The 13096-nt window shown below is 61.0% G+C and carries 12 protein-coding genes; 2 read left to right on the forward strand and 10 right to left on the reverse strand.

Translation table 11 applies throughout. The annotated features are described in order from the left end of the window. Nucleotides 1–67: 67 nt before the first annotated feature. A complete protein-coding gene (locus LVD10_RS14325; protein ID WP_237064072.1) occupies nt 68–1330 on the forward strand; it encodes a 6-phosphofructokinase in 1263 nt (420 codons plus the stop codon). 75 nt (nt 1331–1405) lie between these two features. Here the strand turns inward: LVD10_RS14325 and LVD10_RS14330 are convergent, their stop codons facing one another. Further along, nucleotides 1406–2401 (reverse strand): LLM class flavin-dependent oxidoreductase, encoded by a 996-nt coding sequence (locus LVD10_RS14330; protein WP_237064074.1) that lies wholly within the window; start codon nt 2399–2401, stop codon nt 1406–1408. Between the two features lie 285 nt (nt 2402–2686). On the opposite strand from LVD10_RS14330, the gene LVD10_RS14335 reads away from it, so the two are divergent. Further along, nucleotides 2687–4162 carry a M20 family peptidase gene (locus LVD10_RS14335; protein ID WP_233006081.1) on the forward strand — a complete coding sequence of 492 codons (1476 nt, stop codon included), beginning with the start codon at nt 2687–2689 and terminating at the stop codon, nt 4160–4162. A 156-nt stretch (nt 4163–4318) separates the two neighbouring features. On the opposite strand, the gene LVD10_RS14340 is transcribed toward LVD10_RS14335, so the two are convergent. The 9 genes from LVD10_RS14340 to LVD10_RS14380 all read right to left on the reverse strand — a co-directional run bounded on the left by LVD10_RS14340 (nt 4319) and on the right by LVD10_RS14380 (nt 13064). Then, nucleotides 4319–4510, reverse strand: a complete 192-nt coding sequence (locus LVD10_RS14340) for a DUF3185 family protein (protein ID WP_237064076.1) — start codon at nt 4508–4510, stop codon at nt 4319–4321. Between the two features lie 350 nt (nt 4511–4860). After that, nucleotides 4861–5115, reverse strand: coding sequence for a hypothetical protein (locus LVD10_RS14345; protein ID WP_233006083.1), 255 nt, complete (start codon nt 5113–5115; stop codon nt 4861–4863). 69 nt (nt 5116–5184) lie between these two features. Then, on the reverse strand, nt 5185–5523 hold the full coding sequence (locus LVD10_RS14350; RefSeq protein ID WP_237064078.1) for a hypothetical protein: 339 nt from the start codon (nt 5521–5523) through the stop codon (nt 5185–5187). A gap of 81 nt (nt 5524–5604) precedes the next feature. Further along, on the reverse strand, nt 5605–5937 hold the full coding sequence (locus LVD10_RS14355; RefSeq protein ID WP_237064079.1) for an excalibur calcium-binding domain-containing protein: 333 nt from the start codon (nt 5935–5937) through the stop codon (nt 5605–5607). Between the two features lie 109 nt (nt 5938–6046). Then, nucleotides 6047–6400 carry a hypothetical protein gene (locus LVD10_RS14360; RefSeq protein WP_237064080.1) on the reverse strand — a complete coding sequence of 118 codons (354 nt, stop codon included), beginning with the start codon at nt 6398–6400 and terminating at the stop codon, nt 6047–6049. Nucleotides 6401–6688: 288 nt separating this feature from the next. Further along, nucleotides 6689–9523, reverse strand: coding sequence for an ExeM/NucH family extracellular endonuclease (locus LVD10_RS14365; protein WP_237064081.1), 2835 nt, complete (start codon nt 9521–9523; stop codon nt 6689–6691). A 301-nt stretch (nt 9524–9824) separates the two neighbouring features. Next, on the reverse strand, nt 9825–10412 hold the full coding sequence (gene msrA, locus LVD10_RS14370) for a peptide-methionine (S)-S-oxide reductase MsrA (RefSeq protein WP_237064082.1): 588 nt from the start codon (nt 10410–10412) through the stop codon (nt 9825–9827). Nucleotides 10413–10490: 78 nt separating this feature from the next. Next, complete coding sequence (locus LVD10_RS14375) at nt 10491–11660, reverse strand: iron-containing alcohol dehydrogenase (protein ID WP_237064083.1); 1170 nt, start codon at nt 11658–11660, stop codon at nt 10491–10493. 15 nt (nt 11661–11675) lie between these two features. Further along, complete coding sequence (locus tag LVD10_RS14380) at nt 11676–13064, reverse strand: aldehyde dehydrogenase family protein (protein ID WP_237064084.1); 1389 nt, start codon at nt 13062–13064, stop codon at nt 11676–11678. Between the last annotated feature and the right edge of the window lie 32 nt (nt 13065–13096).

Raw genomic sequence — 13096 nt, forward strand, 5'->3', positions numbered from 1 at the left:
AATGCAACGGCATTCCAGTAAACTCCGCCCCCAAATTTGCCCGTCTCAGCCCCCCTGTAGGATGACTATGCCCAAGAAGAACGCTTTTTACGCACAATCTGGCGGCGTGACCGCCGTGATCAACGCCTCGGCCTGCGGTGTCATCGAGGCCGCCCGCGAACACAGCGACCAGATCGGCAACGTTTATGCGGGCCTGAACGGTATTGTAGGCGCCCTGCGTGAGGAGCTGATCGACGTAAGCCAGGAGAGCGTTGAAACCATCGCTGCCCTGCGCCACACCCCTTCCGGCGCCTTCGGTTCCTGCCGCTACAAGCTGAAGAGCCTGGAGAAGAACCGGGCCGAGTACGAGCGCCTGATCGAGGTCTTCAAGGCCCACGATATCGGTTACTTTTTCTACAACGGCGGCGGTGACTCCGCAGACACTTGCCTCAAGGTCTCCCAGTTGTCCGAGAAGATGGGTTACCCCATCCAGGCAATCCATATTCCCAAGACCGTCGACAACGACCTGCCGCACACCGACAACTGCCCGGGCTTCGGCTCCGTCGCCAAGTACGTGGCCGTATCCACCCGGGAGGCGGCGCTGGACGTGGCCTCCATGTGTGACACCTCGACCAAGGTATTTATCCTCGAGGTAATGGGTCGCCATGCCGGCTGGATCGCCGCCGCCGGCGCCCTGGCGCAGGAGCAGGAAGGCGATGCACCGCACATCATCCTGCTGCCGGAAGTGGCCTTCGACCGGGAGAAATTCCTCGAGAAGGTGCAGAAAACCGTGGATGAAAAAGGTTACTGCGTGGTGGTGGCCTCCGAGGGCACCCAGTATGCCGACGGCACCTTCCTCGCCGACGCCGGCAGTGTGGATGCCTTCGGCCACAAGCAGCTGGGCGGCGTGGCCCCCACCCTTGCCACGATGGTGAAAGAGGAACTGGGCCTGAAATACCACTGGGCCCTGGCCGACTACCTGCAGCGCGCCGCCCGCCACATCGCCTCCGCCACCGATGTGTCGCAGGCCTATGCCGTCGGCCACGCCGCAGTGGAGATGGCGGTAAAGGGCAAGAATGCGATCATGCCCATCATCGTCCGCGACAGCGGCCCCGAGTATGGCTGGTCCATCGGCGAGGCCCCGCTGTCGGAAGTGGCCAACGTGGAAAAGATGATGCCGGAAGATTTTATCAGCGAAGACGGTTTCGGTATCAGCCAGGCCGGCCGCGATTACCTGCTGCCGCTGATCCAGGGTGAGGACTACCCGCCCTACAAGAACGGCATCCCCCACTATGCACGCCTGAAGAAGAAGCTGGTGGAAAAGAAGCTGCCGGACGGCTTCGACGTTTAAGCGTCCTCCTGGCTGCCCTCCCGGCGAACGAAACCCCGCACTGCGGGGTTTTTTCATTTTCGGGCCCCACCAGGGTCAGCGGACACGCCCGGCGAGGATTTCTCCCGCGATCCGGAAGGATTCGAGCCGGGCGTCGTGATCGTACATGGCCCCGGTCACAATCAGCTCGTCGACCCGGGTCCGCTCCAGGAACCGGTCGATCCACGCGGACACCATCTCTTCTGTGCCCACGGCTGTCTCTGCCAGCGCCTGTGCCACCTGCATCCGCTCTGCAGCGGGGGCAATCATTTCCGGATCGTCCACCGGTGGCTTCAGGGGCCCGGGATTACCCCGGCGCAGGGCAATAAACTGCTGCTCGACAGAAGTCATCAGCCTCCGCGCCTCTAGCTCGGAGTCCGCGGCGAATACATTGATCGCCGCCGCAGCGTAGGGGGCATCGAGGTATTGCGAGGGCTGGAATTGCTCCCGATACAGGTGCAGGGCCCGGTCCAGCATCGCCGGGGCAAAGTGGGAAGCAAAGGCAAATGGCAGGCCCATGGCGGCCGCCAGCTGCGCGCTGTACAGGCTGGAGCCCAGCAACCACACCGGCACCCGCAGCCCGGCACCGGGCACGGCCTGCACCCGCTGGCCCGGTTGTGCCGGCTCGAAATACCGCAGTAACTCCTGCACATCATCGGGAAACTGGTCGGCAGCCGTCATCGGGTCACGGCGCAGGGCGCGCATGGTGGCGCCGTCAGTGCCAGGCGCGCGCCCCAGCCCCAGGTCGACCCGGTCCGGGTAGACCGCAGCCAGGGTACCGAACTGCTCGGCGATCACCAGCGGCGCATGGTTGGGCAGCATCACGCCGCCCGCGGCCACCCGGATCCTGCGGGTGCCCGCGGCAATATAGCCCAGCGCCACCGAGGTCGCGGCACTGGCAACGCCACCGAGGTTGTGGTGCTCGGCCATCCAGAAGCGCCGGTAGCCCCAGTCTTCCGCATGCTGCGCCAGGTCGAGGGAATTACGCAGCGCGCGCCCGGCATCGCTGTTTTCGGTAATGGGGGACAGGTCGAGCAGGGAATAGGCTTGCACAACAGCTCCTTTCTGCGTCTGGGGAAGGCGCCGGTCACCGGGACCGGTCTTGCTCTGGCCACCGCGCGATAACGCCCCGGCTGCCACGACGTTAGTTGGGGCCCGCCCCGACGGAAATCAAGCGCATCCACGGAATCCCGCACCCGGCCCCAGGGCAGTAACAGCGCCAGAGCTGGATGGTCAGCTGGCGCCAGCGCCCCGGTCAATGCAGGTGCCACGGCCCTGCCGGTAAGATAGGCTCACTTGGAGATTACACAACACAGAATAACGACAATGGAAACCGCCATGAAAAAAGCCCTGCTGGCAGTGGCCGGCCTGTCCCTGCTGCTGGCAACCGTACTCCTGGTGCGCACCGCCAGCTACTCGGCCCCGGCACCCGTGGACACAGCGGCCGATACCCATGTCCCGGACGGACAGCAGATCGCCCGCCACCTGTCCGAGGCCATCCGTTTTCGCACCATCTCCGCGGACATGGAGTCGGCCTCCACGCGGGCGCAGTTCGCGGCATTTATCGAGTGGCTCGCGGCCACCTACCCCGCCGTCCACACCGCCATGCCACCGCAGCAGCTGGGTGTGGACACCGAGCATCCCTACACCCTGCTGTTCACCTGGCCCGGCCAGCGCGAGGACCTGGCGCCCATCCTGCTCTCCGCCCACTACGATGTGGTACCGGTAATCCCGGGCACTGAAGACGAGTGGCAACACCCGCCCTATGACGGCATCGTGGACGAGACCCATATCTGGGGCCGGGGCACCCTCGATGACAAGGGGGCGGCCATCGCACTGATGGAGGCCACTACCGCACTGCTGGAACAGGGCTTCCAGCCACAGCGCACCATCTATATCAGCCTCACCAGCGACGAGGAGATCGGCGGCGATCACGGCACGGCCGCCGTGGTGCAGAAACTGCAGGATGACGGCGTACAGCTGGCCTGGAGCCTGGACGAGGGCTCATTCCTGCTGGACGGCTTTATTCCCGGCGTGGACCAGCCGGTGGCCAGCATCAATATCGCGGAGAAGGGTTACCTGACCGTGGACCTGGTGGCCCGCGGCCGCGGCGGCCACTCCTCCATGCCGCCGCGGGAAACCGCAGTGGATACCCTGGCAGCGGCGCTGGTGCGGTTGAAACAGCAACCGCTGCCCGGCGGCCTCGAGGGCGTGGGCGCCGGCATGTTCGATGCGGTGGCCCCGCATATGCCGTTTGGCAAACGCATGCTGTTCGCCAACCGCTGGCTGTTCGGCGGCCTGATTGAATCGGTACTGGAAGACCAGCCCGGTACCGCCGCCATGCTGCGCACTACCACCGCCCCCACCATGCTGTCCGGCAGCGTCAAGGACAATGTCCTGCCCATCGAGGCGGTGGCCACCGTCAACCTGCGCGTACATCCGCGGGACACTATCGACGGCATCGTGAGCCACCTGGAGCAGGCAATCGACGATGAAAGGGTTGAGGTAAGGGTACGGGAAGGTCGCCCTGCCTCCCGCGTCTCCAGCAAGGATGCCGACGGCTTCCGGGCAATCGCGACCGCCAGCCGCGCGACCTACGGCCCGCAGGTAATTGCCCCGGGCCTCACCATCGGCGGCACCGACAGCCGCCGCTACGAGGAAGTGGCGGATAACAGCTACCGGTTCAACCCCATGGTGGTCACCAGCGAGGATACCCACGGTTTCCACGGCACCAACGAGCGCATCAGCATCGACAACATGGTCGGCGCCACAAGGTTTTACCGGCAACTGATGGAGGAAGCTGGAAACGAGTAACTCGGCTGGTGCCGGCTCCAGCCCTGGCAAGGCCAGCTGGAGTCGGTGCCCCGGAGCAGCCCGGTTCGCTTCAGGAATAAGCCCACGCAGTGAGAGGCTGCGGTGACAAACTCGGGACAGGAGCGGTGGCTGCTACGCCGGCAGCCACTACAGACTTTACTTTACTTTCAGTAAGCCGATGGCAAAACAGATGGCACCACCAACCATGCCCGCCCAGGCTTCCGCCGGCGAGTCGCCAGTCAGCGCCCGGGTAACCTCCGAACTGGCTGAATCGTAAATGTTGTAGCCCCAGACGACTGCCGCGATGCCCACGACCATCAGCACAACGCCGAGATATTTCTTCTTCATACACCCCCCAATTTCAAAAGCCAGACGCATTGGCAAATGCGTTGGGACTGCTTCCGGGTAAAACTTCCAGGCCTTGTCAAGGCCGGCCAAATCACAACCATAACGAAGCCCCGGAAGTTATGGACAACTATTATGTCAGTCCGAAGTCTGACTATACAGGTGTCTGCTATTCGAGGGTAGCGTGTACCTTGTCGTAGCTACAACTTACCGCTTTCATATATCGCCTCTCATTTTTTGCCATGCTTTACTCACCTTTTAGCTAGAGCACGCCCACACCACTTTAAAGATGCGACAGCAGACAACCTCTACTTTTTATCACCTATTCCGCTTTCTTAACTCTTCTGTGTGAGCTACCCCACAACACTGCCTTTCTTATTATATTGACCATCGCGCATTGCAAAGATAGATAGCGCCGCAAGGTAAACCCAGTTCCACAACATGGAAAAACTGAGCATCACCGCCAGAAATGTACACGCGAGCCGGGCCTGCCAGGTACGCCCCCGGGTAAAGTAGAGAGCAACTGTTACCGAGACAATGATTGAAAACACCATATATGCGGTAAACAGAGACGCAGGAAACGAGAATCCATTGATTGAAACTGACATACTTAACTTTCCTCCCTGAAAAAATGATACATCAACATGACGCATGCGTCCGCGATCTGCGTTAACTTTTTAGCTGGCCGCACCAGCAACGATCCAGATATAAAAAAAGTACAAAACCAGCAGCAGATAACTAAGTGTGAAAACCCCATTTATAGCCCAGATGCCATGCCAAAACATACCATGCAAATTCGCTCGCAAACGGTTTCCATTCCATAGCAATGCTATAGAAGTTGGAACAACCATTATCGCTGAAGCCCCCAGGGCTGGGACTAAGACAAACATGATAACCAACCCCGCCGCCCCGGCAGCAGAACTTCCAGTATCCGGCCCAACTGGATCTAAAAAAATGTAGCCGATAGAAAGCGCTATCAATCCGGTAATCAACCCGGCTAATTTCAGGCCTTTCATATTTCTCCTTGGGACAACTAACGCCCCGCGAAGGGCCGGAGGGCCTTAGCATACTGCCTGTGATTATTAGAGTTGGCGGACTCAGAACCTGGAATCGTTCTCACAGGGAATACCATCATTGTCTCCATCCATTTTTGTATTAGGACAGTTTCTTATGAAGAAAACCGCCTCTTCTCTGGACGTCATTTGGCTACAATGCTGCCGGCCATCACATTTAAACTTTTGATATAAAACCTGGCTAGATTTATCAGCCCCCCTAGATGGAGAAAGTTTGATCGTTTCCATGCCATCAACGGAACGACCGACCTTCTCTACCTCATAATCTCCCCAACGAGCTCCATGAGCAGCGAATTTTTCTTGGTACAGCTTCCAGCCAGCGAATGCTAATAGGCCGAAAATTACTATTTTTTTCATTATTACCACTCAAAGCTCTCACGCCCGGCTTTTGGAGCGGACTTGGAGCCGCGAAGCGGCGGAAAGACTGTTCCAGCCCCACAGGGGCGATAACAGCCGCTTGTATGGTTCATACGAGCTTACGCCACCTGTACGAACCATACAATTTGCCGATAAGAACACAAGGCACGAGCAATAGGAAAACCACCTTTTCTATTTCACTGGCATACTTCGCCGCCAAAATTATAGGTGTTGCAATGATACCTACAAATAGAGGAACCCAAAGTAGCATACCAACTACAAAAATTGCTCTTTCGATACCTCTAATATTTTGCGTCGGCCTGGCAAGAAACAGAACAAGCCTATTTTTTGTGTTTGGTCTACGCCCAAGCAATACATCATTATGCGAACTCAGTGCAAACCCAAAAATTACACCGAAAAGCACATATAGAAATACAGATATTGCGATGATGAGGACGTTCATGGGCAAAACCTAACAGTTTATTCATGGGCATGGTCATATCTGCCCATATGCCTATATCTGGACATACATGGCTACATCTAACCATTGATGTCGATATCTAGCCACATATCGGCGTAACAGTCACTCTTACCGCCGGACCCAGCAATTACACGCAATTACGCCTACCTTTCGGTTTCGACGGCCATAAAACATACAAAGCCGGCACTCACGCAGTGAAATGCAATAAAAAAAGGGCCCTGACAGGGCCCTTCTGTGCTCAAAATCCTGTTGGATCCGGTGGAATACCAGTTACCACCCCATGCGTGCGATGGTGACCGGACGGCTGGCCGACAGCTCGCGGCCTGTGTCGTCTGTGGCTGTCAGCGTGATCCTGTAGCTACCGCGCTGGTCGTAGCGGTGCCAGCCTCCGGTGCCCTGCTCCAGGGTACCGTCGCCGAAGTTCCAGCTGTAGCTCTGGTACGCCGCGCCCCGCCCACGGGCGCTGACCCATACCCAGTTCAGGAAGCGGTGTACGCGGAAGCGCAGTAGTTGCGCGTTTTGAGCATCCGGAGCCACGACCTGGCGCTGGGCCATTGTGGTGGCCCCGAGATCATCTTCCACCAATAGCGTCGCGGTGTATTCGCCCGGCGCGGCGTAGCGGTGCTTCGGGTTTTGCTCGGCGCTGGTTGCACCATCGCCGAAAGTCCACTGCCAGCGCACGATTTCACCGTCCGCATCCGAACTGAGGTCGGTGAACTGGACATGCCGATTTGCGGTATCAACAGTGAAATCGGCCTGCGGCGCGCTGTTGGCCGGGGTCAGGTCCAGCTCCACGATTACCGGGTCGTGGTCCGAGGCTCTGTAGGCGTCGGCGCTGTAGAGGCTATTTACCTGCTCCGCACTCTTGTACTCCGTGTTGTAGTCCAGCGCCCGGGGCTCATCGGCGTTGATATGCCAGGCAGTGGCACCGGTGACCGAAGGCGCCAGGGCAGCGTTGGCCAGGGCATGGTCCAGGTAACCCGCCTGGCCGGCGAAGATATAGGAATACGCCCCGCTGCCGCCGAACTGGTCCAACAGATCGGTATAGCCGGCCTCCTTCAAGGTGGTGATGGGGTTTTCCCGTGCATAGCTGTTCAGGTCGCCGAGGACCAGCACCCCCTCAGTGCCGGTACCAGCGGGATCGGTGGCGATCCAGCTGGCCAGCGCTTCGGCGGCCTGGGTGCGCACCCGGTTCCAGCAGCCCTGGCCGTCGTTCTGGTCATCATCGAGGCTACCGTCACCGGAACAGCTGCCCTTGGACTTGAAGTGGTTAACGGCTATCGCCACGGTTCCGCCACTGGATATTTCCGTAAACCCTTGCAACAGCGGCTGGCGGTTAAGGTCATCAAACGGGTAGCTGTCCAGGGTGACGGCGGGGCCCAGCGGCTGCACGCGGTCGCTGCGGTAGACGATACCCACCGTAATCTGGTCGTCGCCCAGCTGCGCGGTGCCCGGATCGACAACACCATACACCTCGGCACCGGCGGTGGTATTGAGACCATCCACCAGGTCCCGTATGGCACTATCGGCGCCGTAGCCGTCGTTCTCGATTTCCATCAGGCCGATGATGTCTGCGTTCATGGCCCGGATTGCAGCGATGATTTTGTCCCGCTGGCGCTGGAACTCTTCCGGGGTGTCAGCACCGCGATCGGTCGGGAATCCTCCACCATTACCGTCGCCGTTGAAGTAGTTCAGCACATTGAAGCTGGCCAGCCGCAGGCTGCCCTCACCCGGTAGCTCCGGCGCCGGGTTTCGTGGGTTGGTATCGCTGAACTGCGGCGCCTCTACCGGGTGTACACGGTAGGCTCCGAAACCGTAGCCGATCACCCCGCGCAGGCCGGCAACCCTAGCCCCCGCGCGCAGGCTGTTAGTGGCATCCAGCTGCGGTGCCGGGTAGGGAATTACCCCTGGGTTCTGCACCGTTGAACCGTCATCCAGCAGTATGCGGTTCAGGTCATTGGCGGCCTGCTGGGCCAGGGCCGCCGGCCCCGGCTCGACGATATTGGTGGGAATAAACAGGCGGCCGAAAGACAGCTCTGCCTCCCCATAACGGGCCAGGTTGTAATGGCCGGTGACGGTCAGTTCCTGCGCAAATTCCACCAGCATGCCCTCGAAACGCTCGGGCGCATCGGCGCTGGCAAAAGGCAGTACCGGCTGTGCAGCGGTAACACTGTGACCGCTGCTACAGACCTTGACGCCGTCGATCCCGGTCAGCTCGGTAAAGTCGTAATACTCGGTGACATTGCCGACGACACGCACCAGGTCACCGACCTGTACCTCGACACCAAAACCGCTGTCATAGACGAATAGGCCCTCTGAGGTAGTATCGAGCCCATCCTGGTCTGCGTCCTCTTCCTGCAGGAAGAATCCCCCCAGGCCACTGGCCGTGTCCCGGAAACTCCCTACCACCACGGCCTCCACCTCGACGCGTTCACCGTCGAGCGGGCTGGCGGCACCACTGCCCTGTACGGCGCTGACCAGGGTGGCGGAATCGCCGCACTGGCCCATCGCGACGCCGCCACCGCCAGTGTCGCCATCGGCCCCGCCGTGAGAGCCGAGGTTGTCAAAGTTGTCCTGCCCGGCACTGGTCCATTCAAGAAGCGGATCAAAGGTGTTGCCGCCATCGGTACGGCCGCTGTTGACCCCCTCATTGCGCCGTAGTGTCTGGTTCTGGGTGCCCACCGCGCTGTCGCCCCACTGGCTGCCGGGGTCCACGCCGACCTGGCCGATCACATCCACCGGTTGTCCCAGCCGGCTCAGCACGACTGCGTCATCGCCATTGAACAGGCCGCCGCCATAGGTCTGGTCCGCCTGCGCCAGCATGGCGGGATCGGCGCTGCCATGAGCCAGCACGAATACCTGGCCGTCGGCCAGGGCCCCTGTCAGGCCAATACTGGCACCCGGCGATACCGAGCCGTTGAAATAGACCTCTACCGCATAGTCCGCCAGGTCCACGGGTGCACCGGTACCGTTATAGATTTCCAGTGCCTTGTTGTTACTGCTGCCCTCGATGTATTCGGATATCAGCAGGTCCGCGGAAGCCACACCGGGAAGCATGCCGGAGAGAAGTAACGTGGGCAGCCATGCGCCCTTGAATCGTTTCATTAGGTTTGTCCCTGTCGTTATCGTGCAGTGGAGGCTGCGTTCACAAGTGCCCGGGATGACACTCTCAACCCGGCCCCAGACACGCGGTTTATTCCCCCTGCGCTAATGGATTTCCGGAACAACCGCTTCCGGGAGCGCGACAGGATGACAGCCGTTTTCTAACAACAGATGAGAAAAGGATGAAGAATTGCGGTACAGGAGGTTACCGTGTGGAGCATCCCACACTTGCAATGTGACTGGTGACCATTCATAAAAAACCCGCGTTATGGCGGGCTTCACTCGTACAAATCCAGGTGGGCGATCAGGTCCCTCCCCACACCTCTTCCAGCCGCTGGTCGCGGCCACAGCGGTAGCGATAAAACTTGTAGCGCACGGGGTTGCGCTGGTAATAATTCTGGTGGTACTGCTCGGCAGGGTAGAAGGTAGCGGCTGGGACAATTTCAGTAACGATTTTCTTGCCCAGTTTTTCCTCTAGCACTTTCTTGCTTTCCTCGGCCTGGCGCTTCTCGCGCTCATTGGCATAGAAGATGGCACTGCGGTACTGGCTGCCGCGATCACAGAACTGGCCACCGGCATCGAAGGGGTCCACATTGCGCCAGAACACCTGCAATAGCTGCGGGTAGCTTACCTTGCTCGCGTCATACTTCACCTGCACCACCTCGGCGTGACCGGTACCCCCGCTTGAAACCTGGTCGTAGGTGGGGTTTTCCACCTCGCCGCCGCTGTAGCCGGATGTTGTCTCCAGTACACCCTCAAGCTTGTCGTAGGGCGGTTCCATGCACCAGAAGCAGCCGCCAGCAAAAACCGCGGTACGGATGCTCTTGGTATCGTCCTGGGCCAGCGGGCCCGCCGCACCGATAATCAATAATAAGGCCAGTAGCCAGCGCATCCTCACATTCCTTCTCCGGGTTATGTATATGTGCACCATACGTGTATAGCCGCGCTCCGGATTCCGGGGCGGTATTTCTCAGACCACGCCCCGCAGCGCCCGTTCAAGGATGGCGCTGTATCCGGCCGCATCGAACTCCAGCGGGTTGCCCGCCGCCGCCGCGTCGGCCACAGCCATATTGCCCACCTGCTCCACCTGGTCAGTGCCGATACCGATTTCCTCCAGGCTGTGGGGAATACCGATCTCGGCGCGCAGGGCCAGGATCCAGTTGAGTACACCGGCAAACCCCGCCTGTGGCAGGTCCAGGTAGCGCGCCAGCCGCTCCATGGGTGCCTCCAGTGCGTCGCGATTGGCCTGCAACACGTAGGGCATCAGTACCGCATTCAGCAGGCCGTGGTGCGCATCGTAGAGCGCACCCAGCGGGTGGGACAGCGCATGCATGGCCCCCAGCCCACGCTGGAAGGCGGTGGCACCCATGCTGGAAGCCACCAGCATCTGCTGGCGCGCCTCGATATTACGTCCATCCGCCACCGCACGCGGCAGGTATTCATGCACCAGCCGCATGCCCTCCAGCGCGATGCCCTCGGCCATGGGGTGGTAGCCGCGCGCGCAGTATGCCTCCAGGTTGTGCGAGAGTGCGTCCATGCCGGTGGCAGCAGTGATACTGTGCGGCAGCCCGGTGGTCAGCTCCGGGTCCAGGATCACCAGTGCCGGCAGCATTTTCGGGTGGAAGATAATCCGCTTGACCCGGGCCACATCGTCGGTGATCACCGAGGAGCGCCCCACTTCCGAACCGGTACCGGCGGTGGTGGGCACGGCGATGACCGGCACCATGCCGGCCTCGTCCACACGCCGGAAGTTGTCCCCGACGTCCTCGAAATCCCACAGTGGCCGGCCCTGGCCAGCCATCAGGGCGATGGCCTTGGCGGCATCCATGGCCGAGCCGCCGCCGAAGGCTATTACCCCGTCGTGCCAGCCGGCACGCAGGGCCGCCACCCCACTGTCCACATTGGCGCCGTTGGGATTACTTTTCACATCGGCAAACACCGCAATCTTCAGTCCGTCATTGCGGCAGATCCGCAACGCGGTTTCAACCATTGGCAGGTCCGCCAGGCCGGGATCGGTCACCAGCATTGGCGTGTGGATTCCCAGCTCCCGGCAGGCCGCGGGCAGTTCATTCACCCTGCCGGGCCCCACGCGCATGGCGGTGGGGTAATTCCAGTTTACGGAGGGGGCTCGGGTGTTCATGGCGGGCCTCGGGGCTCAGGGTTGGTGTTTCAGGTGAAAAGACTTGGGACGGGTCAGGTGTTCGTAGCCGATGCCGGACAGGGTGCAGCCGCGACCGGAGTTCTTGACACCGGTCCAGGCCAGGGCCGGATCGAGGTAATCACAGCGGTTCATAAATACCGTACCGCATTCCAGCCGCCCACCCAGTGCCAGTGCGGCCTGTTCATCGGCGGTGAAGATGGCCGCGGTCAGGCCGAATTCGCTGTCGTTCATGAGTGCCAGCGCCTCGGCATCATCGCGTACCGGCATCAACCCCACGACCGGTCCGAAAGACTCCTCGCGCATCACCCGCATACTGTGGTCCACGCCGGTAAGCAGCTGGGGCGCCAGGTAGGCAGTGCCGCGCCGGTCCATGGCAAAACCGGACGGATCGATATGGGCGGTGGCACCCGCGGCAATGGCCTCGTCCACCTGGGCGCGGACAAAGTCGGCCGCCTCGGCACGCACCAGCGGGCCCAGGTTGGTGTCCGGGTCATCGGGCCGGCCCAGCCGGTAGGCGCCCACAATCCCGGCCGCGCGCTCCACAAACTCGTCGTGCAGCGACTCGTGTACGTAAATACGCTCGATACCGCAACAGGACTGGCCGGAATTGAAATAGGCCCCGTCGATCGCGGCGGCCACCGCATGGTCCAGGTCCGCGTCCGCCCGGACATAAGCGGGATCCTTGCCGCCCAGCTCCAGGCCCAGCTTGATAAAACGACCCGCGGCAGCGCGCTCCACCATGCGACCACCGGCCACCGAGCCGGTAAAGGCCACATGAGCCACTTCCGGTGCGCGCACCAGGTTCTCGGTGTCGGCATGGGACAGGTGCAGGTACTGGAATACCCCCTGCGGCAGCCCGGCTTCGGCAAACACCTCCACCATCTGCTCAGCGCACAGCGGCGTCTGTGCGGAGTGCTTCAGGATCACCGCATTGCCCGCCAGTAGCGCCGGCACCACGGCATTGACCGCCGTCAGGTAAGGGTAATTCCACGGCGCCACTACCAGGGAAGTACCCAATGGTTCGCGCCGGATCAGTCGCGTGAAGCCGGTCTTTTCCGGCAGGCGGATATCCGCCAGGGAGTCTGCGGCAATATCTGCCATGTAATTGGCCCGCTCGGCAAAGCCGAGGATTTCGCCCTCGGCGAAGCGGATCGGCCGGCCCATCATCCAGCACAACTCTTCCCCCAGCCGCGCCCTGCGATCCAGCATCAACATCACTGCCTGGCGCACGATGGCGACCCGCTCGGCCAGCGGGGTGCGGGCCCAGGCCGATTGCGCACCAGCCGCCAGCTCCAGTGCCGCGCTGATTTCAGGAGGTTCCGCCAGCGGGCGCTCGACGTAGACCGAGTGATCGATGGGCGAAATACACTGCAGTTTTTGCATGAATTCCAGTATCCGGTAATGGTCGGCGCGGG

This window comes from Microbulbifer zhoushanensis, from assembly GCF_021729055.1.
Lineage (GTDB): Bacteria > Pseudomonadota > Gammaproteobacteria > Pseudomonadales > Cellvibrionaceae > Microbulbifer > Microbulbifer zhoushanensis.

What these genes read in the sequence shown, in the direction of transcription:
- LVD10_RS14325 (WP_237064072.1), top strand. Translation starts at nt 68, where the DNA reads ATGCCCAAGAAGAACGCTTTTTACGCACAATCTGGCGGCGTGACCGCC.
- LVD10_RS14335 (WP_233006081.1), top strand. Translation starts at nt 2,687, where the DNA reads ATGAAAAAAGCCCTGCTGGCAGTGGCCGGCCTGTCCCTGCTGCTGGCA.
- LVD10_RS14340 (WP_237064076.1), bottom strand. Translation starts at nt 4,510, where the DNA reads ATGAAGAAGAAATATCTCGGCGTTGTGCTGATGGTCGTGGGCATCGCG.
- LVD10_RS14345 (WP_233006083.1), bottom strand. Translation starts at nt 5,115, where the DNA reads ATGTCAGTTTCAATCAATGGATTCTCGTTTCCTGCGTCTCTGTTTACC.
- LVD10_RS14350 (WP_237064078.1), bottom strand. Translation starts at nt 5,523, where the DNA reads ATGAAAGGCCTGAAATTAGCCGGGTTGATTACCGGATTGATAGCGCTT.
- LVD10_RS14355 (WP_237064079.1), bottom strand. Translation starts at nt 5,937, where the DNA reads ATGAAAAAAATAGTAATTTTCGGCCTATTAGCATTCGCTGGCTGGAAG.
- LVD10_RS14360 (WP_237064080.1), bottom strand. Translation starts at nt 6,400, where the DNA reads ATGAACGTCCTCATCATCGCAATATCTGTATTTCTATATGTGCTTTTC.
- LVD10_RS14365 (WP_237064081.1), bottom strand. Translation starts at nt 9,523, where the DNA reads ATGAAACGATTCAAGGGCGCATGGCTGCCCACGTTACTTCTCTCCGGC.
- msrA (WP_237064082.1), bottom strand. Translation starts at nt 10,412, where the DNA reads ATGCGCTGGCTACTGGCCTTATTATTGATTATCGGTGCGGCGGGCCCG.
- LVD10_RS14375 (WP_237064083.1), bottom strand. Translation starts at nt 11,660, where the DNA reads ATGAACACCCGAGCCCCCTCCGTAAACTGGAATTACCCCACCGCCATG.
- LVD10_RS14380 (WP_237064084.1), bottom strand. Translation starts at nt 13,064, where the DNA reads ATGCAAAAACTGCAGTGTATTTCGCCCATCGATCACTCGGTCTACGTC.